The organism is Croceibacterium selenioxidans (genome assembly GCF_018599195.1).
GTDB classification, from domain to species: Bacteria; Pseudomonadota; Alphaproteobacteria; order Sphingomonadales; family Sphingomonadaceae; genus Croceibacterium_A; species Croceibacterium_A selenioxidans.
The window spans coordinates 991,291-1,014,213 of record NZ_JAHFVK010000002.1 but is presented as its reverse complement, the minus strand read 5'-3'; the positions used below and the strand labels follow the sequence as shown (position 1 = coordinate 1,014,213).

General features: G+C 63.9%; 19 protein-coding genes. 5 read left to right on the top strand and 14 right to left on the bottom strand.

Features of this window, described 5'->3' with window-relative positions; genetic code table 11:
- Position 1: 1 nt before the first annotated feature.
- Complete coding sequence (locus tag KK137_RS13730) at positions 2 to 1,231, bottom strand: serine hydrolase domain-containing protein (protein WP_214537101.1); 1,230 nt, start codon at positions 1,229 to 1,231, stop codon at positions 2 to 4.
- A gap of 48 nt (positions 1,232 to 1,279) precedes the next feature.
- Here KK137_RS13730 and KK137_RS13725 point away from each other — a divergent pair, with 48 nt between their 5' ends.
- Complete coding sequence (locus tag KK137_RS13725; protein ID WP_338028086.1) at positions 1,280 to 2,527, top strand: FAD-dependent oxidoreductase; 1,248 nt, start codon at positions 1,280 to 1,282, stop codon at positions 2,525 to 2,527.
- A 26-nt stretch (positions 2,528 to 2,553) separates the two neighbouring features.
- Here the strand turns inward: KK137_RS13725 and KK137_RS13720 are convergent, their stop codons facing one another.
- Positions 2,554 to 3,369, bottom strand: coding sequence for a CmcJ/NvfI family oxidoreductase (locus KK137_RS13720; RefSeq protein WP_214537099.1), 816 nt, complete (start codon positions 3,367 to 3,369; stop codon positions 2,554 to 2,556).
- A gap of 93 nt (positions 3,370 to 3,462) precedes the next feature.
- Here KK137_RS13720 and KK137_RS13715 point away from each other — a divergent pair, with 93 nt between their 5' ends.
- Positions 3,463 to 4,773 carry an MFS transporter gene (locus tag KK137_RS13715; RefSeq protein WP_214537098.1) on the top strand — a complete coding sequence of 437 codons (1,311 nt, stop codon included), beginning with the start codon at positions 3,463 to 3,465 and terminating at the stop codon, positions 4,771 to 4,773.
- Positions 4,774 to 4,777: 4 nt separating this feature from the next.
- Here the strand turns inward: KK137_RS13715 and KK137_RS13710 are convergent, their stop codons facing one another.
- The 4 genes from KK137_RS13710 to KK137_RS13695 form a co-directional block, all read right to left on the bottom strand.
- Positions 4,778 to 5,206, bottom strand: a complete 429-nt coding sequence (locus tag KK137_RS13710; protein WP_214537097.1) for a DUF6636 domain-containing protein — start codon at positions 5,204 to 5,206, stop codon at positions 4,778 to 4,780.
- 30 nt (positions 5,207 to 5,236) lie between these two features.
- Positions 5,237 to 6,025, bottom strand: a complete 789-nt coding sequence (locus KK137_RS13705) for an alpha/beta fold hydrolase (RefSeq protein WP_214537096.1) — start codon at positions 6,023 to 6,025, stop codon at positions 5,237 to 5,239.
- 67 nt (positions 6,026 to 6,092) lie between these two features.
- Positions 6,093 to 7,301 carry an FAD-dependent oxidoreductase gene (locus KK137_RS13700; protein WP_214537095.1) on the bottom strand — a complete coding sequence of 403 codons (1,209 nt, stop codon included), beginning with the start codon at positions 7,299 to 7,301 and terminating at the stop codon, positions 6,093 to 6,095.
- Positions 7,298 to 8,548 carry an MFS transporter gene (locus tag KK137_RS13695; protein ID WP_214537094.1) on the bottom strand — a complete coding sequence of 417 codons (1,251 nt, stop codon included), beginning with the start codon at positions 8,546 to 8,548 and terminating at the stop codon, positions 7,298 to 7,300. Before KK137_RS13695 ends, KK137_RS13700 begins: the two co-directional genes overlap by 4 nt.
- A gap of 379 nt (positions 8,549 to 8,927) precedes the next feature.
- Here KK137_RS13695 and KK137_RS13690 point away from each other — a divergent pair, with 379 nt between their 5' ends.
- A complete protein-coding gene (locus KK137_RS13690) occupies positions 8,928 to 11,522 on the top strand; it encodes a TonB-dependent receptor (protein ID WP_214537093.1) in 2,595 nt (864 codons plus the stop codon).
- 135 nt (positions 11,523 to 11,657) lie between these two features.
- Here the strand turns inward: KK137_RS13690 and KK137_RS13685 are convergent, their stop codons facing one another.
- Complete coding sequence (locus KK137_RS13685) at positions 11,658 to 11,939, bottom strand: integration host factor subunit beta (protein WP_055924420.1); 282 nt, start codon at positions 11,937 to 11,939, stop codon at positions 11,658 to 11,660.
- Positions 11,940 to 12,116: 177 nt separating this feature from the next.
- Positions 12,117 to 12,455 carry a GntR family transcriptional regulator gene (locus KK137_RS13680; protein ID WP_214537092.1) on the bottom strand — a complete coding sequence of 113 codons (339 nt, stop codon included), beginning with the start codon at positions 12,453 to 12,455 and terminating at the stop codon, positions 12,117 to 12,119.
- A 132-nt stretch (positions 12,456 to 12,587) separates the two neighbouring features.
- Between KK137_RS13680 and KK137_RS13675 the strand changes: the two genes are divergently transcribed.
- Positions 12,588 to 14,363, top strand: coding sequence for a peptide MFS transporter (locus KK137_RS13675; RefSeq protein ID WP_214537091.1), 1,776 nt, complete (start codon positions 12,588 to 12,590; stop codon positions 14,361 to 14,363).
- A 43-nt stretch (positions 14,364 to 14,406) separates the two neighbouring features.
- Here the strand turns inward: KK137_RS13675 and dxs are convergent, their stop codons facing one another.
- The 6 genes from dxs to rpe form a co-directional block, all read right to left on the bottom strand.
- On the bottom strand, positions 14,407 to 16,329 hold the full coding sequence (gene dxs, locus KK137_RS13670; RefSeq protein ID WP_214537090.1) for a 1-deoxy-D-xylulose-5-phosphate synthase: 1,923 nt from the start codon (positions 16,327 to 16,329) through the stop codon (positions 14,407 to 14,409).
- 123 nt (positions 16,330 to 16,452) lie between these two features.
- Positions 16,453 to 16,914, bottom strand: coding sequence for a Fur family transcriptional regulator (locus tag KK137_RS13665; protein WP_214537089.1), 462 nt, complete (start codon positions 16,912 to 16,914; stop codon positions 16,453 to 16,455).
- Between the two features lie 35 nt (positions 16,915 to 16,949).
- Entirely contained in the window at positions 16,950 to 17,612 is a 663-nt protein-coding gene (gene msrA, locus KK137_RS13660; protein WP_214537088.1) for a peptide-methionine (S)-S-oxide reductase MsrA, read from the bottom strand.
- 237 nt (positions 17,613 to 17,849) lie between these two features.
- Complete coding sequence (purH, locus tag KK137_RS13655; RefSeq protein ID WP_214537087.1) at positions 17,850 to 19,439, bottom strand: bifunctional phosphoribosylaminoimidazolecarboxamide formyltransferase/IMP cyclohydrolase; 1,590 nt, start codon at positions 19,437 to 19,439, stop codon at positions 17,850 to 17,852.
- A gap of 60 nt (positions 19,440 to 19,499) precedes the next feature.
- A complete protein-coding gene (locus KK137_RS13650; RefSeq protein WP_214537534.1) occupies positions 19,500 to 21,323 on the bottom strand; it encodes a heparinase II/III family protein in 1,824 nt (607 codons plus the stop codon).
- A 68-nt stretch (positions 21,324 to 21,391) separates the two neighbouring features.
- Entirely contained in the window at positions 21,392 to 22,054 is a 663-nt protein-coding gene (rpe, locus tag KK137_RS13645) for a ribulose-phosphate 3-epimerase (RefSeq protein ID WP_214537086.1), read from the bottom strand.
- A gap of 353 nt (positions 22,055 to 22,407) precedes the next feature.
- On the opposite strand from rpe, the gene KK137_RS13640 reads away from it, so the two are divergent.
- The gene (locus KK137_RS13640) at positions 22,408 to 22,920 is read left to right on the top strand and encodes a DUF2141 domain-containing protein (RefSeq protein WP_214537085.1); all 513 of its coding nucleotides are present in this window, start codon (positions 22,408 to 22,410) and stop codon (positions 22,918 to 22,920) included.
- The last annotated feature ends 3 nt before the right edge of the window (positions 22,921 to 22,923 follow it).

Here is a 22,923-nt window from a genome sequence, read left to right as displayed (position 1 = left end):
GTCAGAGTACCGAGTAAGCGGCATCGATCAGCCGCCGTGCGCGCGGGCCATTGGTGCCCACTGCGTGCATCTGGTTGCAGCAGTAAGAAAAGCCGAGCTTCGCATCAGGATCGCCGAAACCGATCGAACCGCCGAGGCCGTGATGGCCGAAGCTGCGCGGGTTCGGCCCCATGTAGACCGCTTCCGGAGTGTTCAGCAGCACACCCATCGCCTGGTGATAGGGCCTCTCCTGCAACAGCTCGATTTGGTTGTGCTGTTCGGTGATCATGCGTTCGAGCTGCTCCCTGGAAAGCAGCGAGACGCCATCCACCTCACCCACGACCGCGCCGTAGATGCGCGCCACGCCTCGAGCATTGCCGTGACCGGAACCGCTGGCGATTTCGCAGGTGCGCCAGATCGGCGAATTCATCGTCGTATGCCACGGCTCATGCGGGTTTTGCAGAAAGGCGAAGCTGCGCAGCACGACGCCATCCTGCCAGCCTTCGGGCGTGGACGGCTTGGCCGGTACGCTCTGGTCCTTGGCCGCGAACAGGCGCGCGCCGGTGTTGGGCAGCACTTCGGCGACATGCGCCTGCTGCTGCTCGTCCATGCCGCCGATGTAGTATTCGGCATGGAGCGGCCGGGTCACGTTCTCCTTGAGGAACGGACCGACTGTTTCCCCGGTCACCCGGCGCATGATCTCCCCCAGCAGGAAACCTTGGTTGTGCACGTGATAGGCCGCGCGGGTCCCCGGCTGCCACAGCGGCTCCTGCACCTCTAGCGCGCGGATATAGGCCGGGTAATCGAAGAACCCGCCCGGATACATCGTGTCGTTGGTCAGCACCGGAATAGCCGCGGTGTGATCGAGCACCATGCGCACGGTGATGTGCTCTTTCCCCGCCTGGGCGAACTCCGGCCAATAATGGGCGATACGCTCGTCCGGATCCACGAGGCCGCGATCGATCAGCATATTGAAGCAGATGCCGGTCACGCCCTTGGCGACGCTCATCATGCAGACGGTCGAATGCTCGTCCCATTCCTCCGACTGGTCGGCGCGAGCCCAGCCGCCCCACAGGTCGACCACGGTTTCCCCGTCGAGTACGACCGAGGTGCCGGCACCGAGTTCTTCCTCAACGCGGAAGTTCTCGAGGAAGGCGTCGACCACAGGGCGGAAGCGCACGTCATACCGGCCGCGCAGCCGAAATTCGGCGCCGCGCGCCTCGACGGTTTCGTTCAGGTCTAGCAGCGCCATGTCCTCTCCGGCGTTCTTATTGACTTAGTCCTAAGCCAGCTTGGGCAGTTGCGGAAGGGGCTTGGCAGTGCCGATTGCAACGCGCATCGTGCCGGAAGTGGAGAGAACCTCATGAAGGACGTCATAGTCGTTGGCGGCGGACCGACCGGCTTCATCACGGCGCTGGGCCTGGCGCAGGCCGGTGCGGAGGTCCTGCTGATCGAGGCGGGCGATGCTGTGATCGATAGCCCGCGCGCGGCGGTTTACCACTGGTCGACGCTCGAAGGGCTGGAACGGCTTGGCATTCGCGAAGAAGCCGAACGGACAGGCTTTCCCAAGCAGGACTACCTATGGCTGGTGCGCCAGACCGGAGAGCGGATCGCCTACGATCTCTCGGTACTGAAAAATACGACCCAGTTTCCCTATAACATTCACCTCGGGCAGGATCGGCTGGCCGAGATCGCGCGAGATCGCCTGGAGGCGCTGCCGAATGCCGAAGTGCGTTTCGGTACGCGAATGGAACGACTGGCGCAGGACGCCGGGGGCGTAACGCTGACGACCGACCGGGTCGAAGAGCTACGCGCCCGTTGGGTCGTGGGGGCCGACGGGGCGGGCAGCGAGGTTCGTCACCAACTGGGTCTCGCCTTCGAAGGGTTTACCTGGCCCGAGCGCTTCGTCGCGACCAATGTCTATCATGACTTCGAAAGCGCCGATTACGGCCTCTCGACCATGGTCATCGACGACAAGTGGGGCGCCGTGATCGTCAAGATTGCCCGCGACGGACTGTGGCGCTGCACCTACATGGAAGACGCGTCGCTGCCCGAGGACAGCTTCCTCGACCGCGTGCCCGCGGCCTACGAACACCTCTTGGCGGGCAATGGCGGCTACAAGCTCGACCGGGCCGCGCCTTACAAGATGCACCAGCGCTGCGCGGAGACCTTTCGCAAAGGCCGTGTGATGTTGGCAGGCGATGCAGCGCACGTGACGAACCCGACCGGAGGGTTCGGGCTGACGACCGGCCTCTTCGACGCTTTCTCGCTCTGGCCGACGCTGGCGGCCGTGGTGCTGGACGAGGCCGATCCGATGCTGCTCAATCGCTGGGCAGACGACCGGCGGCGGGTCTATCTTGAACGCACTTCACCTCAGGCGACCGCTTACAAGCGCTTCGTGTTCCACGCGAACGGCGGTGGGGTGGAGCTGGAGATGGCACTCAAGGGAATGCGGGCGATGTCGCGCGATCCCGATGTGCGACTGCAGCGATTGATGTTCACCAAGGGACTGGAGACAGCGAGTCCGGTGGAAGGTGCGCTGGCTTAGGGCTCCCTCCGCTTGCGGGAAGGGGACTATCCGGCGAGAAAGGCAATCGTCCGCAGCTCGATGCTCTGCCTCGGCGCGGCATCGGGCGGTGTGTTCGGATCCTCGAACGCGCTGTGGGCGCTGAACTGCGTCGCTGCGGGATCGCTGTCGAACAGCTTGAAGACCAGGGCTTCCCACGGCTGCATATGCGGCACCCAGTACCAGCGATGGGCCGGATTGAAGGCCAGGTTGAAGCCCCAGAGCGAATGCCGGTTGAAATCGCCCAGGCCGCCGACGACTTCGCTGTCGAACAGGTCCTCGCGGCTGACGGTGCTGGCGTCGCACACCGCCAGCGGTGCGCTTTCCACCATGACGATCGGGCGCCAGATGTTGATCAGCATGTGCCGCCCCTCCAGCCGCCGTGCGGCCTCGTCAGCCGGAAGCAGGTCGCTGGTGAAATCGGCCACCGTCCGTGCTCCGTAGTCGACGTGCGCGCCGTGGGCTGGCTGGTTGTGGCCGTGCGCGCCCCCGGCGTTAGTGCGGATCATCGGGCCGAAGCTGACGACTTTGTCCGCTCCGGTCAGGCGCTGGACCAGGGCTTCGGTCTCGCGACAATAACGGGCGAGCTCCCCCTTGTCGGTGAACTCGGTCACGCGGGTCGGCTCGTCCGCCAGCACGAAGCCGTTACGGTCGAACGAGAGCTGGTTCCGGATTGGGCGCACGTCGTGAATCGTCACTTCGTGTTCGTCGACCGGCCAATAGCTCTTCGAGCGGTCGCCGGCGTGGAACGTGGCCTTCTCACCCCGGACGACATACTTCATCGTGGTGCGGACGTCGCAGACGACCTGGTCGGCCTCGTTCACGCGATGCTCTCCTCGCTTACCCTTTGACGGGGCTTGCCAGCCGACATAGCCTGCCTGCCAAGCCGCCGTCGAGCGGCATGGGAGGATTATCGAATGGTCGCAACGACCGATCCGCGCACGGTTATGCGCGAGCGTGCGATGAACCTGCAGCAGTACGGCGTCATCGGCCTTTGCGTCCTGATCAACATGATCGACGGCTACGACATCCTGGCCCTGGCACAGGCGGGATCGGCGCTGAAACGCGAATGGGGCTTGAGCGATGCGGCGCTCGGCACGTTGCTATCGATGAACCTCGTCGGCATGGCGCTCGGCGCGCTCGGGGTATCGCCGGTGGCCGATCAGTTCGGGCGGCGACCTGCGATCCTCACTTGCCTCGTCTTCATGAGCATCGGCATGGCGCTCGCCGCCGTCTCGACCGACTTTTACGGCATGGCCGCGGCGCGGATCATCACTGGAATCGGCATCGGCGGCATGACCGCCACCGCCGGCATGCTCGCCCTCGAATACGCGAGTCAGAAGCGGCGCGAGTTCGCCGCCAGCGCAGTCGCCGCGGCCTATCCGGTGGGCACAATAATCGGCGCCTATGTCGCGGTCGCGGTGCTCGATTCCTACGGCTGGCGCGGGATCTTCTGGGTCGGCGCGGGCCTGTCGGCGACGTTGCTGCCGATCGCCTTCCTGTGGTTGCCTGAATCGCTCGACTTCCTGCTGATCCGCCAGCCCAAGCGCGCTCTCGAAACCACCAACCGCATCTTACGCCGTGTCTCGGTGCCCGAGATATCCGAACTGCCGCCCAAGCCAGATGGTACGGGTCCGTCGGTCATTCACGAGATCCGCCAGCCGTTCCATGTGCGCGAGTTGCTCAAGCTGTTCCTCGCCCACGCGCTCAACATGTTCACCTGGTACTTCATCATCAACTGGGGCCCACCGCTGGTGGCCGAGGCGGGCGCCTCCGACGAACTCGGTGCGTTCTATTCCTCGTGGGTCAGCTACGGCGGGATCGTCGGCGGGCTGACTGCCGGGTATCTGTGCGGCACGATCGGGGTGAAGCGGATGATGTGGTTCACCATGGTGAGCCTCGCATTGCTGGTCGCGCTGTTCGGCCAGTTCGTAGGCAATCCGACCGCGCTGATGATCCTCGCCCCGTTGATCGGCGCGGCCCTGTTCGGTTCGGCCACGGCCAACTGGCTGACCATCGCCTATGCCTTCCCGCCGCAGCTCAGGGCGACAGGCCTCGGCCTCGGCACGACGGCCGGGCGCATCGGTTCAGTCTTCGGCCCGATCGTGGGTGGAACGCTGCTCGACAGCGGGATGACCGTCGCGGCGGTTTGTGCGGCCATGGCCGTGCCGGCGGTGCTCTCCGCGATCACCTTCAGCCAGGCGCGACGCATGGAGCCGGGGCGCTGACCCCCTAGAACACGTCCTGTCGCGCGCGAGACAAGGCAAAGCCGGCGCCCCGCTCGTTTCGGCACCGCAGGTCCTCGCGGCTCGACAGGCAAGTGAACCCGCCGCGCGACCACGTTTCGCCATAGGCGATCACGCGCGGATTCGGCACCGCAATGGTATCGCCATGACAGATCCGCTCGCCGCGCCGGGATTCCGCTGCGATCTCGAACGCGTTGCCCCAGTCCAGCTCGCAGTCCTCGGGCCGCGCTGGAGGCGTATTGCTTACCTCCTCGATTTCGCAGCGGAGCGACGGACTTTCCCCCTCGGTCTTATAATAGAGGCACTGGATATTCCCCGATGGCGTGGAAAAGCTCTCTTCCCCCGCCGGAACCCGAGCGGCACCGGGCGGCACGATCAGCAGCGACGCCAGCACCGCGCCCACCTTCGCCCACACCGGCCCGGATCCTGAGGAGGAACTCGTCGCCTATCCCTTCAAGAAACTGCGCAGCGCCTCGACGGCAGCCGGGAATTCGTCGAGCAGCAGGTGGGAGCCGCCGGGGATGATCTCCAGCTCGGCATGCGGAAGCACCGCCTCCCACTCGGGAACGTAACCCAGGGGGACGATCCGGTCGTTCTCGCCCCACAGCAGCAAGGTCGGACGGTCGAAACCCTTGAGGCCCTCGCGCAGGGCCCGGTCGGTCAACGACAAGTCCTCGCGCGAGGCGAATGCGGCGGCGGATTCGCGAGCACGCAGGGCGGCCCATTCGGGTGAAGGGTCGGCCGGCCAGAACGGCGCTACCCACGCAGGATCGGCCACGAACATCGCAGGGATATCCTGCGGCGCGACCTTCGAGAAGTCGGGGATCGAGGCGCGATCGGACTTGAGCCCGGCGGGCGAAACCAACGCCAGCTTCTCGACATCGAGCGGATTGGCCGCCGCATAGCGCGCCGCCATGTGCCCGCCCATCGACGCCCCGCAGAGATGGAAGGTGTCGAGCCCAAGCGCCGGGAACAGCATCTCGTAATGCGCGACATAGTCACCCATCCCTCCCAGCTCGGCATCGCCGCTTTCGCCGAAATTGGGATGATAAGGGCAGAACACGCGAAACTCGCCGGCCAGCGGACGGACCCATTCGAAGCCGTGGAACGTGCCGCCGCCGTGGAAGTAGACCAGCGGCTCTCCCTGACCGATCGCATAAGTGACCGTCTCGACCCCGTCGATGCGGTGAACGATGCGGTCGAACCCGTCCGTGCTGTAGGCCCACTTGCTCATGCGATCTCCCGTGCGCGATAGTGCGGGCGCGGCGCTACCATGCGGGCGGAGATGCGCAAGGGCACCCTCACGCGGCCAGCGGCCCGACCGGCATCGCCGCGCCCTTGATCAGTTCGGCCAGCGAGGAGGCGCGTACTTCCGCGCCGCCCTTGTCCGCCTGGGCGAACATCTCCGCCTTGTCCTGCTGCCGCCGCGCCGGGTCGCTTTCGGACAACAGGCGCTTGAAGTTGGTAGACATGGGCGAGGTCACCTCGAGGAACACCCGCCGCCTCTCCGCGGAATAGAAGTCGAGCACGCCTTCGTTCGCCCGGCCGGCGATTACCGCGCCCAGGGTGTCCGACAGCGTGTCGGCGTCGATCACCCCACCGGTGAGGCCCAGGCCACCGCAAGGGTTGCAAGCGTGGGCGGCGTCGCCCGCAAGCAGGACCCGCTCGACCCGGAAGCTCGGGGCACAACGCTGATGGACGCGGTAGGGCGAGAAGTTGTCGATCCGGTAGGGCACCGAAGGATCGGGCAGGATCGCGGCGAACCGTTCGGGCAAGCGCTCGAGGATCGAAGCCTCGCTCAGCTCCGCATCTTCGCCATAAGTCAGGCGCCAGAGGTTTTCGCGACCCAGGCGACCGATCACCGCCCAGTTGACCGGATCGACGACCATGTTGGCGTTGCAGAATCCGAAGTCGAGGAAAGGGTATTCGATATTGGTCGCCACGAACCGGTCGGGCCAGGTGAAGCCTTCGAAGGGCAGGCCCGCAAGCTTGCGCACCGTCGAGCGGGCGCCGTCGGTGCCGATAATCCAGTCGGCCTCGAACGTGACCTCGCCATCCTCGGTATCGACGAGCACGCGAGCCTTGCGGCCGTCCTGCCCCAGCGCTTTTACCGTGTGGTTCCAGAGGACTTCGGTGTTGGGCAGCAGCGCCAGATGCCTCATCACCAGTTCGGCCAGGATGTGCTGACCAAAATGCAGGTTGTGATCGAACTCCTGCCCAGGCTCGAGCGCATCGCGCATGTCCGACGACATGACCTCGCCCGTCTCCAGCCAGTGCATTTTGAACTCGGTAGAGGTCAGACCGATCTCGTGAGCCTCGTCGGAGAGGCCGAGCTTCTTGAGTATGGATATCGTGGTGTGAAAGTAGACCGCCGCGCGTGGCGAGCGGACGACTTCGGGCTCGCTGTCCAGCACGGTGACTTCAACGCCCTGCCGGGCCAGGCCGAGCGCTGTCAGGAGCCCGACCGGCCCCGCGCCCACCACAATAATCTGACGACTCACCACACTCATGCAACAACTCCTGCCGGCGCGCGCCGGGCCAGTACGCGCGGGTTTGTCTCGACCACAAAAAGCGCTGTCAGACCAGCGGCGAGCGCCAGCCCGCCCTGGATATAAAGCGCGACGTCGAGGCCGAAGCTATCGGCCAGGCGTCCCGCTATCGGCGGTCCGAACACGCCGCCCGTCAACTCGCCGATCATGACCACCAGGCCCATGGCCGTGGCCGCCCGCGCTCTCCCGATCGTTTCGGCCGGGATCACGCCCATGAACAGCGGAAAGGTGCCCAGCCCCATCCAGCTCACGAAGATCAGAGCCGTGAGCGCAGGAACCGGTCCCTGGAACCACAGCAGCGCCGCCGGAGCGAGCGCCATCAGGAAGGCGAACACGATAAGCGGCAGCTTGCGTCCGATCCGGTCTGAAAGCGCCGTCACCAGCACGCCGCCGATCGCCGGACAGAAGCCGACCATGGTCATGACATTGGCCCGGGTCAGCGGATCGTATCCGCGCGGACCGTCCAGATAGAGCGGCATGAAGATCGAACCGATTACTACCGAGCCGACCGCAAAGCAGCTGATCAGCCCGCAAAGCCACATGTTGCGTTCGGCCAGCATCGCCCAGGGTGAGAGCGCGACCTTCGCCGCGGCGGGGTCGGCAGGTGGCTGCTCCGGCTCCTGGATCAGGCGCCAGATTAGCAGCGCCAGGATCAGGCCGGGAATGCCGGAGATGAAGAAGGCCATGCGCCAGTCGCTCGCCTCGGCGATGCGGATGAGGATGAAGGGCGCGAGCGCGGTACCGATGATCGAACCGAACACGTTCTGCACGATCCCCGCATTGAGCCCGCGGCGGCTTTCGGCCGAGGCGGCGACCATGATCGCCAGGCAGATCGGCAGGAACGGGCCCTCTGCCGCGCCCATGACGATCCGTGTCGCCAGGAGCGTGCCAAAGCTCCAAGCGATGCCCGACAGGACTGAGCAGAAAGAGAACAGCACAAGGGCGCCGATCAGGAACGGCTTCCGGCGGCCGATGGAGTCTGACCATCGGCCCACGAGATAGGCGCCGAGCGCCCAGGTGGCGGACAATCCGGAGCCCAGCCATCCGACTTGTTCGTTGCTGAGCCCCAGTTCGGCCTGCACTTCCGGCCCAAGGAAAGTCAGGGCCATCCTGTCGAAATAGGCAAAGCCATACGCCAGCCCGAGCAGCAGCAGGACGCGCAGCTCGTATCCTCGAAGTCCTGATTGCGGCGGCGCGGCCGTTGCCATCTCATTCCCCCAAACCGGTTTTCTTTATGGAAGACAGCGTATGTTCGCGATCGAGGCCCGTCTAGAGCCCTCCATCCCGAGAAGCGTTGCTAGAACGCACCAAGCAAGATTCAGACTACTTAGCAGTCGAACTGTGTTGCTTGATTGCGACACCGGCCAGCATTCGGATCAACCATTGTGCATAGCGCTCTATTTTGCGGGATTCAGTTCCGCTATTACAACTAGCGGGAGAGGGAGTGGGTCGCACCGGTCCTTCACAAAAAGGAACACGGTCACTTCCTGACCAATTCGTATTCGCAGCGTTCCCAACAAGGGGCTGATGCGGGATTCGGGATAGAGCGAGGAACGCACGAACGTTCCCGCTAAGGGAGGATGCCTGATGAGATTCAAAACGCTTGGCGTTGTGTCGTCGCTGGCGATAGTTGCCGGCCTGGCCACGCCCGTTTTCGCCCAAGACAACGCGGCTCAGCCTGCCGCTCAACCTGCTGCTACAGAGAGCGAAGACGGGCGCACCAACGTCATCACCGTGACTGCGCAGTTCCGTGAGCAGAATTTGCAGGACACGCCGATCGCGATCACCGCGGTCAATTCCGAGATGCTGGACGCGCGTGGGCAGACGAACATCGCCCAAGTTGCGGCGCAGGCGCCGAACGTCTCCCTGACACCGCAGCCCCAAAACGGCGGCACCGGTCTGATCGCCTTTATTCGTGGCGTCGGCCAGACCGACTTCAACTACGCACTCGACCCTGGCGTCGGCCTCTACGTCGATGACGTCTATATCCCGACCCTGTCGAGTTCGCTGCTCGAACTGATGGATGTAGAGCGTATCGAAATCTTGCGCGGCCCGCAGGGTACGCTGGCCGGCAAGAACTCCATCGGTGGTGCGATCAAACTGTTCAGCGAAAAGCCGAGCGGTGACGGCTCCGGCTCGCTTCAAGTCACCTACGGCTCGTATAACCGCATCGACGTTCGCGGCATGGCCGATTTCAAGGTCAACGATCAGGTCGCCGTTCGCGCGTCGGGGATTTTCAAGGGCCGTGACGGGTATGTCGACCTGCTCGACTATGGCGTGGCTCATCCCAACGAAAACGTGCCGGCGAACAACGCCCGCGGTGCCTACCCGGTCGTCGGAACGCAAGGCGGCCAGTCTATCGGCGCCGGACGCATCATGCTCCGTTGGGAGCCCAGCAGCACCGTCGAAGTCAACCTGTCTGCCGACTATACTCGTGAGCGGTCGGAACCGCAGCCTACTGTACTGATCGCGGCGGGCAAACCGCAGAACGCCAGCAATCCGGTGTTCAACCCTTCGCTTGCACCCGGTGATGCGAACGCCGGACTAGCGCAAGGCGTGGGCCCGGGGCAGCCAGCCTGGTTGCCTGGCAAGGACGGGACTGCGATCCCCTATGACTGTCGCTTCGTGCCAGCAGGGCAGTACAGCTGCGATAACCTCAGCTCGAGCATTTACGACGGTGACCCGCGTTACATCTCGTACGCCAACTTCCTTGATGGCACGGCGCCTACCTCGCAAGCGCCCTTCAAACCTTACTCCGCGCTCCAGAACCAGGACTTCAACGGCTGGGGCCTCATGGGCAACGTTTCGTGGGATATCACCGACAACCTCGAGCTTTACTGGGTTGGCTCGTGGCGCGAATACACCACCAAGTTCGGCCAGGACCAGGACGCGTCGCCCGTGCCGGTCGCGCAGCTAGACAACCGCTTGGACCACCGCGCGTGGAGCCAAGAACTTCGTCTCAACGGCGAATTCGGTGACGGGCTGGTCGAATACACCGTCGGCGGGTTTTATATGGATCAGGAGGGCAGCTATACCGCCCGCGTCGATCTGAACTATGCCGGCATCGACTTCCTGCATGGCCCCGACACCACGCCTTCGACCTCGAAGGCGCTGTTTGCCAACGCCATTGTGCATCCGGTCGAGAACTGGTCGATCACAGGCGGCCTGCGCCGTTCGTGGGACGAGAAGACCTACACTTACTTCCGGCGCAATCCGGACGGCACCATCCCGGGGCCGTGCGAATTCTTCACCGGCGCCGCCCCTCCGGGCACCGCCGGTCCGACTGGGATTGGCAATAGCCCGAACTGCCTGCTCAACGGCATTTTCGACTTGGCGGGCGAATTCAAGGGCTCGCGGTGGGACTGGCGCATCGCCACCGATTACCGCTTCTCGGACGAGTTCCTGGCCTATGCCTCCATCGCCACCGGCTACAAGGGCGGCGGCGTGAACCCGCGTCCGTTCTTCGGCCCGTCCGCCGGCGAATGCGACGCCCCCGGCTATGTAGCTCCCAACCCATGCAATCAGATTAAGCCGTTCAACCCGGAAACCCTCATCACTTACGAGTTGGGGTTCAAGAGCGACTTCTTCGACCGGCGCGTTCGGCTGAACGGCGCGGTGTTCTATAACGACTACCAGGACATCATTCTCATCCTCTCGGCTTGTCCGTCGTCGCCGTGCCTTCGCCCGACCAATGTCGGCGAGGCCACTGTGAAGGGGTTCGAACTGGAGACGACGATCTATCCGATCGACAACCTCTCGATCGACGGGTCGCTGAGCTATATCGACGTCAACTATGACAAAGCTTCTGTTGCCGCGGCAGGCCTGACCGGCAACGAGACGTTCCCTTACACGCCCGACTGGACTTATAGCTTCGGGGTCCAATATGACGCGGACGTAGGGCCGGGCACGACTCACTTTCGGTTCGATGGAGCGTATCGTTCGGAGGTTTTCACCGAAACGACGAACACTTCGTGGAGCCGCATGCCAGGCCGTTTCCTGGCAAACGCGCGGATCTGGTACACCACCGAGGATCAAGACTGGGAAGTCGGTCTCGAGGTGCAGAACCTGTTCGACAAGTATTACTTCCTCAGCGTGAGCGACATCACCAAGTCGCTCGGCTCGGTGACCGGCGTCCCGGGATTGCCGCGCACTTGGGCCGTGTCGGTAAAACGCAACTTCTGACCTAATCCGCTTCGGCGGGAAGGGGAGAGGGGCGCGGATCTTCGGGTCCGCGCCCTTTCTATTGGAGCCTCAAGCAGCGCAAAAGAAAACGGCCCGCAAGCGCGGGCCGTGATCTTGGTCGATCAGCGAGATGGCTCAATCGGTATTGAGCCGTTCGCGCATCTCCTTGCCCGGCTTGAAGTAGGGTACCCGCTTCGAAGGTACGTCGACCGGATCACCAGTTCGGGGATTGCGCCCGGTACGGGCATTGCGCAGCCTGGTGGAGAAGGTGCCAAAACCGCGAAGCTCGACACGGCCACCCTCTGCCAGTCGCGCACCAATCTCTTCGAAGAAGATGTCCGCCACTTGCTCGACCTCATCGGGTCGCAAGTCGGGGTTATCAGCCGTCAGTGCTTCCAAAAGCTCCGATCTAATCATGGACTACCCCTTTCACCCGGCCATCGTTATGACGTACCGGTTCCATGTCCGTACCCTTGCGCGTGGAGTACGGCCTATGCGACCCATGCCAATAATTTGACAGACTGCCCGCCCGGAAGCAATCCGGGGGAGTCAAAAAATCACGACATCAACGATTTGCCGCCGGAGGCCGTTCTTTCAGGCTTCGTCCAGCACGTCGGCAAGCTGGATACCAAGCCGGGCCATGCGTTCGCGTATCTGTGGCCATTCGTCTTCAAGGAACTGCGTGCGCTCAGCGGCCCTTAGGTGTGCTGCCGCTCCTTCGCGAACGAACATTCCAACGCCGCGCTGCACACGGACAAGGCCATCTGTCTGAAATTGCTGGTAGGCCTTTGCCACGGTCAGCGGATTGGCGCCCTGTTCCGCAGCAAGCGCGCGAACCGAGGGCAGCATGTCACCTTCGGCATATGTCCCATCGATGATCGCCGCAGCAATCTGATCGCGGAGGCGCAGATATACGGGTCGACTGTCAGCCATGAGTGATGCAGTGCCATAATACAGCGGGTCGCGCAAGGGTTCCGCCGGTTTCCACTGTAACAAAAACGCCTTCACATGACCGAAAGTTGCGCTAGGTTGCGCCCCTTGGAACGGAGAGGAAACACGACGACGATGGCCAGCCAATTTGCCGAAAGTGGTGACGCGCGTGGCACGATCCTTGGGCATCCCAAGGGGCTCTTCATCCTGTTCTTCGCCGAAATGTGGGAGCGCTTTTCCTATTACGGAATGCGCGCCCTGCTGGTGTTCTACCTAACGAAACACTGGCTATTTTCGGATGAGCGATCGAGCGTCGTCTACGGCGCCTATACCGCGCTCGTCTACATCACGCCGGTCATCGGCGGGTATCTGGCCGATCGCTACCTCGGTCAACGAAAGGCGGTGCTATATGGCGCGGTCTTGCTGACGTTCGGCCACTTCCTGATGGGCTTCGAGGGCGCGGGCGGGCAGGACGCCGCCTCGCTCAATGTCTTCTGGCTGGCGCTGGCCTTTATTATCGTCGGATCCGGCTTCCTGAAGGCCAATATCTCGGTGATCGTAGGCCAACTTTATCCCAGAACCGACCTGCGGCGCGACGGCGCCTACACGATCTTCTACATGGGCATCAACCTGGGTGCGGCACTCGGTTCGCTGCTCTGCGGTTATCTCGGCGAAACCTACGGCTGGAGCTACGGCTTTGGAGCAGCGGGCGTGGGCATGTTGCTGGGCCTCGTGGTGTTCGTCTGGGGCAAGCCGCTGCTGATGGGCCGTGGCGAGGCCCCTGATCCCGCGGCTCTCTCCAAGCCAGTGGCAGGTATCAAGCTCGAATGGCTGCTCTATCTGTCCGGCTTGGTCGCGGTGGCGGTATGCTGGTGGTTGGTACAGAACCAGGCGGTGGTAGGCACCTTGCTGGGGATCGGAGGCACCATCCTGATCCTGTACGTGCTGGGCGTTGCCACTTTTGGGTTCGTCTACGGCTCCTATTCTGCGGCGCCGCGCGTGCCCGTGGCGCTATTCGCCCTTGGCGGTCTCGTGGCGATCGCCGCCTTCATTATGATGTTCATCGAAGCGATAACCGCCACGGCCGCGCAGAACCTGGCGCTGGCCGGCTTCGCACTGTCGCTCGTCATCGTGATCTGGCAATCGATCGGCCGCGCGAATCATGATCGCGACCGTATTTTCGCGGCCATGTTCCTAATCATGGGATCAATCCTGTTCTGGGCGCTGTTCGAACAGGCCGGATCCTCGCTGAACCTTCTGACCGATCGCCATGTCGCCCGCGAGGTCCTGGGCTGGAACATTCCTGCCTCGATGTTCCAGTCGCTCAACGCTATTTACATCGTGTTGCTGGCACCGCTGTTCGCGTGGTTGTGGACGGCTCTGGGACGCCGCGGACTGGAACCCTCGGCGCCGGCCAAGTTCGGCCTCGCGTGCGTCCAGCTCGGCGCCGGTTTCCTGGTGTTGGTGGCGGGTGGCTCCAATGGCAACGAGGCTCTGATCCCACTGGTGTTCATCTTCCTCATCTACTTCCTGCACACGACCGGTGAATTGTGCCTCAGCCCAGTCGGCCTCAGCGCGATGAACCGGCTTGCACCGGCGCACATGGCCTCGCTGATCATGGGTACCTGGTTCTTCGCTTCGGCCACGGGCAACTTCACCGCCGGCCTGATTGCGGCCGCGACTGGCTCCGAGAGCGCGAGCGGAGAAGCCGCGGGCAAGCAAACCGTCCTTGATGTCTACAGCACGATTGGCTGGATTGCCGTCGGCGTCGGCGTGGCAATCCTTGTGATTTCGCCGTTAATCAAGAAACTGATGCACCTGAACACCCTGAGTGACGACGGCAGCCTGGCTGGTGAACATCAGGCCGGCGTCGAGGCACAGGAAGCCGGCATTCACCCGGCTACCAGCTAACTAGCGTTGTCGGTGACGACCTGGGGCCGCCAAGCCAGCGGCTCTAGGCCCGGGCTTCTTCCACGCCGCTACTGTTGTGGCGCAGGGCCGACAGCACCGTTTCGACGATATGCGGGGCGTTGAGCCGGGCGTCGTCGTACTGCTTGTCGGGCGAGTCGTGGTCCTGGAACAGATCCGGCAGGCGCATTGTACGGATCTTAAGGCCCGCATCAGTCAGGCCTTCGTCGCTGGCCAGCGTGAGCACATGCGCCCCTAGCCCGCCGATTGACCCTTCCTCGATGGTCACCACCACTTCGTGCGTCGCCATCAGCTTGCGGATGAGCTCGCTATCGAGTGGTTTGGCGAAGCGCAGGTCGGCCACCGTGGTCGAAAGGCCCTTGGCATCGAGTTGATCGGCCGCCTTCAAGGCTTCGGCCAAGCGCGTGCCGAGCGACAGCAGCGCGACCTTGCTGCCGTGGCGGACCACGCGGCCTTTCCCGATCGGCAGAGCCTCGGGAACTTCAGGCAGCGGCACACCTACGCCGTTTCCACGCGGATAGCGGAAGGCGATCGGCCCCTCGTCATAGAGGGCTGCTGTGTGCACCATGTGGACCAGTTCGGCCTCATCCGCCGCGGCCATGACCACGAAGTTGGGCAAAGTGGCGAGGTAGGTCACGTCGAAGCTGCCAGCATGCGTCGCGCCATCGGCGCCGACCAGGCCAGCGCGGTCTATGGCGAAACGGACCGGCAAGTTTTGAATCGCCACGTCGTGCACCACCTGGTCGTAGGCACGCTGCAAGAACGTCGAATAGATTGCGCAGAACGGACGCATGCCTTGCGCCGCCAGCCCGGCGGCAAAAGTCACCGCATGCTGTTCGGCGATGCCGACGTCGAAGCTGCGTTCGGGATAAAGGCTCTCGAACTTGTCGAGCCCGGTCCCGCTGGGCATGGCCGCGGTGATCGCGCAGACGCGGCTGTCGCGCGCCGCTTCTTCGATCAGGGCCTTGGCGAAAACAGAAGTGTAGCTGGGCGGACCGCCCGCGCTCTTGGTCTGTTCTCCGGTCACGACGTCGAACTTCTGCACCCCGTGGTACTTGTCGGCGCTGTTTTCGGCCGGGGCGTAGCCTTTGCCCTTCTGAGTTACGACGTGGATCAAGCACGGCCCTTCGGCGGCGTCTCGCACGTTTTCGAGCACCGGGACGAGCTGGTCGAGGTCATGCCCGTCGATCGGGCCGACGTAGTAGAAACCCAGCTCTTCGAACAAGGTCCCGCCCATGGCCATGCCGCGGGCGTATTCGTCGGTCTTCTTCGCCGCCCGGTGCAGCGGCTCGGGCAGCTTGCGGGCGAAGCGCCGCGCCAGTTCACGCAGCCCGAGGAACTCCGCCGAGGAAACCAGACGCGCGAGGTAGCCCGACAGGCCGCCCACCGGCGGCGCGATCGACATGTCGTTGTCGTTGAGGATGACGACAAGACGATTGCCAGCTGCCTCGGCGTTGTTCATCGCCTCGTAGGCCATGCCGGCACTCATCGCGCCGTCGCCGATCACCGCGATCGCCTTGCCCGGCTCCCCGACCAGCTTGTTGGCAATGGCAAAGCCGAGACCCGCCGAAATCGACGTTGACGAGTGCGCTGCCCCGAACGGATCGTACTCGCTCTCGCTGCGCTTCGTGAAGCCACTGAGGCCGCCACCCTGGCGCAGAGTGCGGATGCGGTCGCGCCGGCCGGTAAGGATCTTGTGCGGATAGGCCTGGTGGCCAACGTCCCAGATCAGCCGGTCGGCGGGCGTGTTGAACACGTAATGGACGGCAACGGTCAGTTCGACGACCCCAAGGCCCGAACCCAAATGGCCGCCGGTGCTACCGACCGCATCGATCATTTCCGCGCGCAATTCGTCTGCCAGTTGGCGCAAATCCTTGCGCTCCAACCGGCGCAAATCTTGGGGCGTGGCGACGCTGTCGAGCAGGGGTGTTTGAGGTAATGAAGTCATCGTTCGGGCGGCACTTACACCTGTGACCTTCGCGTGTCGATGAAAGGCGGGTGAGGTTGTTATGAGGATTCGGTGAAAAGCGCGAGTATCCCGCACTTTTCACTCGAATCAGCGGCTAACGGGCTACCCGGCGCAGTCTTCGCAAATGCCGCGCAGTTCAACGACCGGACGCACATCGGCGAAGCCGGCTTCACGGCCGGCCTGGCGCAAGGCACCGGTGAGGCGATCGTCGTCGAGATGAGTGGCCTGCCCGCAATCGTCACAGATCAGGAAGATGCAGTCATGCCGACACCCCGGGTGGCTGTTGGCAAGATAGGCGTTGGCGCTTTCGACCCGGTTGGCGAGATTGGTGCGCACGAACAGGTCGAGAATGCGATAGACGCTGTTGGCGGCCACGCGCTTGCCCCGGCGCTTCCCGACCGCTTCGGCGATGTCGTAAGCCGAAGCGGGGCGTTCTTGCGCGGCCAGCGCCTCGAATACGTCGGACCGCATTGCGGTCCACTGCTCACCGGCAGCGGTGAGGACGCCTTCCGCCTCTACGACCAGCCGCTCACCCGTATGTTCGTGGTGCTTATGAAGTCCCATCGTTGGAATATAGGGCTAGTGCCGCCGGGCGGCAATCAGCCTGTCTGATACACCGCGCGATAGAGCGAGGGGTACATCGCCTTGAACGCCGCCACCTTGGGTGCGTCGTAACGCACAATGTAACCCTGGTTCGGGTTCTTCTTGGCGAAGTCCTGATGATAGTCCTCTGCCGGATAGAAGGTCTTCGCGTTCTCGATCTGGACCACGATCGGCTTGTCCCACACCCCGCTCGAGCGCATCTGCGCGAGATAGGCGGTGGCCACCTGTCTCTGCTCCGCCGACAGCGGCACGATAGCGGCGCGATACTGCGTGCCGCTGTCGGGGCCCTGACGGTTCTTGAGCGTCGGATCGGCCACGACGGAGAAGAGGATCTGGAGCAGTTGATCGTAACGCACGACCTTGGGGTCGTAAGTCACCTTCACCGACTCCGCATGGCCGGTGCCGCCCGCCGACACGATGTCGTAATGCGCCGTCGCCGCGCTTCCCCCGTGATAGCCGGAGACCGCGCTCGTCACGCCCTTGGTGTGGCTGAAAACCGCTTCGACGCCCCAAAAGCAGCCGCCAGCGAAGATCGCGGTCTTGAGGCCGCTCTCGTTCGCCTCACGTTTGGCGGAAGGGGCGTTGAAGGTGGATTCCGCGGCTACGGCCGAACCGCACCCGGCGAGAGCCAGTGCGCCTGCCACGAGCAAGGCGCGCATGCCGCTCAAACCAGTTGCGGAAGCATGTACACCGCCAGCGCGATCGCGGCGATGCCGAAGCCGGCGAAGAAAGACCGAAATACGTCTGGGGTGAACAAACCCATGGTAAATACCTAAATCTCTATCGAACTGTCTCATCGGCTCTACCTCACAGGTACTTGAGAGACTCTGAACGTGGTTGTTGTCGGGCGTTCATATAGGAATGGCCGCCGCCGTCGCAATCCGCTCTCTCCTCGCTCAGTGTCGAAAGTGGCGCATTCCGGTAAATACCATAGCCAGGCCCGCGGCGTCGGCGGCGGCGATGACGTCCTCGTCGCGCATCGCTCCCCCGGGTTGGATCACCGCGGTGGCTCCGGCCTCGATCGCCGCTTCGAGCCCGTCCGCGAAAGGCAAGAACGCCTCCGATGCCATCGCACTCCCGACCGTGCGCGGCTGCGGCCAGCCGGCCGCCTCAGCCGCCTCGCGGGCCCGGATCGCGGCGATGCGAGCGGAATCACGGCGGTTCATCTGTCCTGCCCCAATTCCCGCCGTCGCGTTGTCCTTGGCGAAGACGATCGCGTTCGACTTCACATGCCGGGCGATGGTCCAGGCAAACAGGCAGTCGGCCAGTTCCTGGTCGGTCGGGACGCGTTTGGTCACAACCTTGAGATCGGGCAGGCCGACCGCGCCGTTATCGCGCGACTGCACCAGCAAGGCCCCGGCGATCGGCTTGACCTGCAATCCGCCGCGGCGCGCGTCCGGCAGATCCTCGAGCAACAGGAGGCGCAAGTTAGGCTTGGCCGCAAATGCCGCGCGCGCCGCCTCGTCCGCGCCGGGCGCGACGACGACTTCGGTAAAGATCTCGGTGATCGCCTGCGCCGTGGGGCCGTCAAGCGGCCGGTTGACCGCAACGATGCCACCGAAGGCAGAGACCGCATCGCATGCCAGCGCGGTGCGGTAAGCCTCCTCCAGCGTCGTCGCCTGGGCCACACCGCACGGATTGGCGTGCTTGACGATGACCACTGCCGGATCCTGATCCTTGAACTCGGCAACGAGTTCCAGGGCCGCGTCGGCGTCGTTGTAATTGTTGTAGCTCAGCTCCTTGCCCTGCACCTGCTCTGCCTGGGCCAGGCCTTTGATGTGCGGCCCAAGCGGCGTGTAGAGCGCCGCCTTCTGATGCGGGTTCTCGCCATAGCGCAGCTCGCCCACCAGGCGGCCATTGACCGCCAGCATCTCGGGGAACAGTCGCTGTTGATCGGCAAAGGCGAACCACTGGCTGATCATCGAATCGTAGGCTGCAGTGGCGGCGAAGGCCTTGGCGGCCATGCGCTTGCGGAAAGCGAGCGTGGTCGCTCCGTCGTTCTCTGCCAGCTCTTCTAGCAGGACCGGATAGTCTTCGGGATCAGTGACGATCGTCACGAAAGCATGGTTCTTCGAGGCTGAGCGGATCATCGCCGGGCCGCCGATATCGATGTTCTCGATGATCTCGTCGCGCCCGGCGCCGCGCATCACCGTCTCTTCGAACGGATAAAGGTTGCTGACCAGCAGATCTATCCCGCCGATCTCATGAGCGTCCATCGCTGCGGCATGCTCCGGGTCGTCGCGCACGGCGAGCAAGCCGCCATGGATCAGCGGATGGAGCGTCTTGACCCGGCCGTCCATCATTTCGGGGAAGCCGGTCACGTCGGACACGTCGCGCACCTGCAATCCTGCGTCCCGCAACGCCCTCGCCGTACCACCGGTCGAGACCAGCTCAACACCGCCCTTGGCGAGGCGCGAGGCGAGCTCGACCACACCGCTTTTGTCGGACACCGAAAGCAGCGCCCGCTTGATCGTCACTTCTGTCATGGGCCGCTACCTAGGGCTTAGCCCGCCGTGTTGGAAGCGCCGTAATGGTCTGGGTGTGAGCTAAGCTCTGATCTTCTTGAGAAGCCAGGAGAAGTTGCCGCCCCCGCGCGAGACCATGCCCTGCATCACCAGCTGCTGCACCGGATGCGGACGACCCTCTCCGTCGACCCACAGGCTTTCGTCGACCTCCAGCGAGCCTTCGCTGGTCACGAACTGCCAATAGCTGCCATCGGGCAGCGCCAGCGTCGCGCCGCGCCCGCTTTCACCCGCGGTGACTTCGACCATCGGGCCAAGATGGAAGCGGAGGGCATAGGGGACCTTGCCCCGCTTGCCCTTCCGGCCGGCCGGTACGAGCAAATCCTCTCCGCGCAGCTCAGTGCCATCGTCGCGCAGAATCAGGATGCGCCGGTGCACCAGGCCCACCCGCGCAACGTACCCGTCGTGACTGGCCTCGAGCCGTGTCGCCGACGCGCCCTTTTCACCAGTCATCGTGCGGCGATCGACTTCGACCTCTGCCACTCCGGCACCGAGTTTTCCGGCGACGACCACAGCCGTCGAGTTGGTGTCGTTCAGCACCAGCGTCGAATGCGCCGCCGTGCCACGCAGGCCTTGCTCGATCCGAACCGGAACCTGTCCTCCGGCGAAGGCGGAGCCACCGCAATTGACGATCAGACGATGCGCGCCGTGAGAAAGCTCGAACGCGAGCGTCGAAGCGCAGCCGTGCTGGGCATGGCGCGGGAGCGGCGGAGGGGCGGCGTCGAACTGCAGGACCGTCTTGCCCGCGACCGCGCGCTGATAGCCCCACTGACGTGAATCGCGCAGCGGACGCGTGCGCACCCCACTTGCGGCGACGAGCGCCGCTACAGTATCGGCGCCGACCGCACCCGAGCCTTGCCAGCAACCGAGGCCGCCATCGCCATGCGTCAGCGACAGCAGGGGCGGCACCAGCATTTGCAGCATCGTTTCGACCGCCTGAGGCGGATCGCAGCGAGTGGCGCGATAGCAAGCTGCCAGTTCGGTCAGCCGGGCGATGGCCTCCATCTGCCCTAGCGGGCTGCGTGAGAGCACGCCGCCATCGGCACCGACCATCTCCCCCATCGCCCGGGCGAGACCGGCTTCACCGAACAGGCGGCGCGGCTTGCCGTCAGGCAAGAGGAGGCCGGCCGCAACGATGGCGCACCACGCCGCCAGTTCGTCCGCCTTGTCGTCGGCCTTGGTGGCGTTACGGTCGAGCCAGCGAGCGGTCTCCTCCATCGAGGCGAGCACTCGCGAGCGCAGGTGCTTGTCGTTACCTCCAAGGATCAGCGGCGCGTGCACAAACCACGCGAGCAAGCGCGTGCCGGCATGGCCAACCCTCCAAGCCGCACCCTTGCCCGGTTTGCCATTAGCATCCAGCCAGGCGAGAAGCACACGCTCGGCCGTTGAAGTGCATTGCTGGCGCGGCGCGCAGGCTTCGAGGTCGCGCAACCAGGTGAAAGCATGGATCGTGCGCTCCAACGGAGGCACGTGCGGGGCGGCGGGCGCGAAGTCGATCTGCGTGATCGGCGACTTGACCCCATAGACCAGGAAATGGCCCGCACGCAGCGCCGTGCCCGCAACGGCATTGCCTTTGAGCGGGCTCTGGACCGTTGCCAACAAGCGGGGTTTCGCTGGCTTGCGGAAGGGTGCAGCCAGCGTCGGTCCGGAAATGCCCAGGCGATAGGCGAACCGTACCAGCCGCTCGCCCATCGTGGTGTCCGGAGGCGTAAAATCGGTCAGGGCAAGCGCCCGGCCAGTCTCAAGCACCTCGGTATCGGTTGCGACCGGCTCGATCGGCTGTGGCGTGACGAGTTCCGAAACGGCAGCGACTGTCGCTTCCTCGCGCTGCTTGAGTGGGATGGCCATGGCGGGCGGAGTTTCGCTATCCGCCGCGCGCGTCCCGGTCACAAAACGATTGCGGGACGCGATTTCCGTCATGCCTGCCCCCTCAAAGCGGCGATATTGGCGGCGTATCGCTCTGGCCCGCCAGCGAAGGTGGCAGAGCCCGCCACCAGCACGTCGGCACCCGCCGCGATGCACAGCGGCGCCGTTTCGCGAGTGACCCCGCCGTCGACCTCCAGCCGGATGTCGCGGCCCGATTTGTCGATCATCTTGCGCACCGCTTCGATCTTGCGCAGCTGGCTCGAGATGAAGCTCTGCCCGCCGAAGCCGGGGTTGACGCTCATGATCAGCACCAGGTCGATCTCGTCGATCAGGTAGTCGAGCATCTTGGCCGGTGTGCCGGGATTGAGCGAAATGCCTGCCTTCTTGCCAAGCGCCTTGATCGCCTGGATCGAGCGATGGACGTGTGGCCCTGCCTCGGGATGGATGGTGATGATATCGGCGCCCGCGGCGGCGAACTGTTCGATCCACATGTCCACGGGAGAGACCATCAGGTGGACGTCGAAGACCTTGCCGCTGTGCGGGCGGAGCGCCTTCACCACGCCGGGACCGATCGTCAGGTTGGGAACGTAGTGGCCGTCCATGACATCGACATGAATCCAGTCGGCCCCCGCTTCGTCGATCGCGCGCACCTCTTCGCCGAGCCGGGCGAAGTCGGCGGAAAGGATCGAAGGCGAGATAAGCGGTTGAACCATGACGCCTTCAATGCCTTAACAGCGCTTCAGGTACCAACAAGGCGTAGGAAGGGGATTTCCACACGGTAAATCCACCCTGGCAGGAAATGAGACGTTTTGGCCCCCGTGAAACTCGGCCGCCATCGACATGCGTGTGTTGACAACTCTTGAAATGGCGGCATTCCACGCCACTCCTTTATCCAAACTCCTGCTTCGTGCGGCGCATGACTGATGGGCTAACTGAAAATTCAGCGCAAATTCACCGCCGCCCTATAGGGACTTGTTCGAAGGATATGTTCGCATCACCACTATGGGCGCGCCTTGCCAATGGCCGCCATTATTAGCACGAAACGAATGGAGCCGACGGACTGGGCATGGTGAAACCAGGCTATATTAATTGCGTGAAAGCGGTGACGTGGGGTCTGAACGGCCTTGCGCTTGCCGGCCTGCTCGTCGCCGCGCCGCTACAGGCGCAATACAAGCAGAAGATCGGGAACGACATGTCACGCTGCCGCGGCGCTGGCCCCGCGGTCAGCGTTCGCGTGACCGGCATCAAGTCCGGCGAAGGAACGGTCCGCGCCCAGATCTATCGCGCGACCAAGCAGGACTGGCTCGAATCCGGCCGTTGGCTCTATCGCATCGAATTGCCGGCCAAGGCCGGATCGATGACTTTCTGTCTGCCCGTGCCGGAGCCCGGGAACTTCGCGGTGGCCGTGCGCCACGACGTGAATAACAACGACAAGACCGACCTGACCCAGGATGGCGGCGGAGCCTCGAACAACCCGGCCTACACCATCTTCAATCTCGGCAAGCCGAGCTACACCAAGACCAGCTTCCCGGTCGGCAAAGAGGTAAAGTCGATCACCATCAACCTGCACTACATGTAAGGC

Excerpts from the sequence above, each read along its gene's own strand:
- dxs (WP_214537090.1), bottom strand. The coding sequence starts at position 16,329 with ATGACTTCATTACCTCAAACACCCCTGCTCGACAGCGTCGCCACGCCC.
- KK137_RS13665 (WP_214537089.1), bottom strand. The coding sequence starts at position 16,914 with ATGGGACTTCATAAGCACCACGAACATACGGGTGAGCGGCTGGTCGTA.
- KK137_RS13690 (WP_214537093.1), top strand. The coding sequence starts at position 8,928 with ATGAGATTCAAAACGCTTGGCGTTGTGTCGTCGCTGGCGATAGTTGCC.
- KK137_RS13730 (WP_214537101.1), bottom strand. The coding sequence starts at position 1,231 with ATGGCGCTGCTAGACCTGAACGAAACCGTCGAGGCGCGCGGCGCCGAA.
- rpe (WP_214537086.1), bottom strand. The coding sequence starts at position 22,054 with ATGGTTCAACCGCTTATCTCGCCTTCGATCCTTTCCGCCGACTTCGCC.
- purH (WP_214537087.1), bottom strand. The coding sequence starts at position 19,439 with ATGACAGAAGTGACGATCAAGCGGGCGCTGCTTTCGGTGTCCGACAAA.
- KK137_RS13685 (WP_055924420.1), bottom strand. The coding sequence starts at position 11,939 with ATGATTAGATCGGAGCTTTTGGAAGCACTGACGGCTGATAACCCCGAC.
- KK137_RS13680 (WP_214537092.1), bottom strand. The coding sequence starts at position 12,455 with ATGGCTGACAGTCGACCCGTATATCTGCGCCTCCGCGATCAGATTGCT.
- KK137_RS13705 (WP_214537096.1), bottom strand. The coding sequence starts at position 6,025 with ATGAGCAAGTGGGCCTACAGCACGGACGGGTTCGACCGCATCGTTCAC.
- KK137_RS13715 (WP_214537098.1), top strand. The coding sequence starts at position 3,463 with ATGGTCGCAACGACCGATCCGCGCACGGTTATGCGCGAGCGTGCGATG.
- KK137_RS13675 (WP_214537091.1), top strand. The coding sequence starts at position 12,588 with ATGGCCAGCCAATTTGCCGAAAGTGGTGACGCGCGTGGCACGATCCTT.
- msrA (WP_214537088.1), bottom strand. The coding sequence starts at position 17,612 with ATGCGCGCCTTGCTCGTGGCAGGCGCACTGGCTCTCGCCGGGTGCGGT.
- KK137_RS13640 (WP_214537085.1), top strand. The coding sequence starts at position 22,408 with ATGGTGAAACCAGGCTATATTAATTGCGTGAAAGCGGTGACGTGGGGT.
- KK137_RS13650 (WP_214537534.1), bottom strand. The coding sequence starts at position 21,323 with ATGGCCATCCCACTCAAGCAGCGCGAGGAAGCGACAGTCGCTGCCGTT.
- KK137_RS13700 (WP_214537095.1), bottom strand. The coding sequence starts at position 7,301 with ATGAGTGTGGTGAGTCGTCAGATTATTGTGGTGGGCGCGGGGCCGGTC.
- KK137_RS13695 (WP_214537094.1), bottom strand. The coding sequence starts at position 8,548 with ATGGCAACGGCCGCGCCGCCGCAATCAGGACTTCGAGGATACGAGCTG.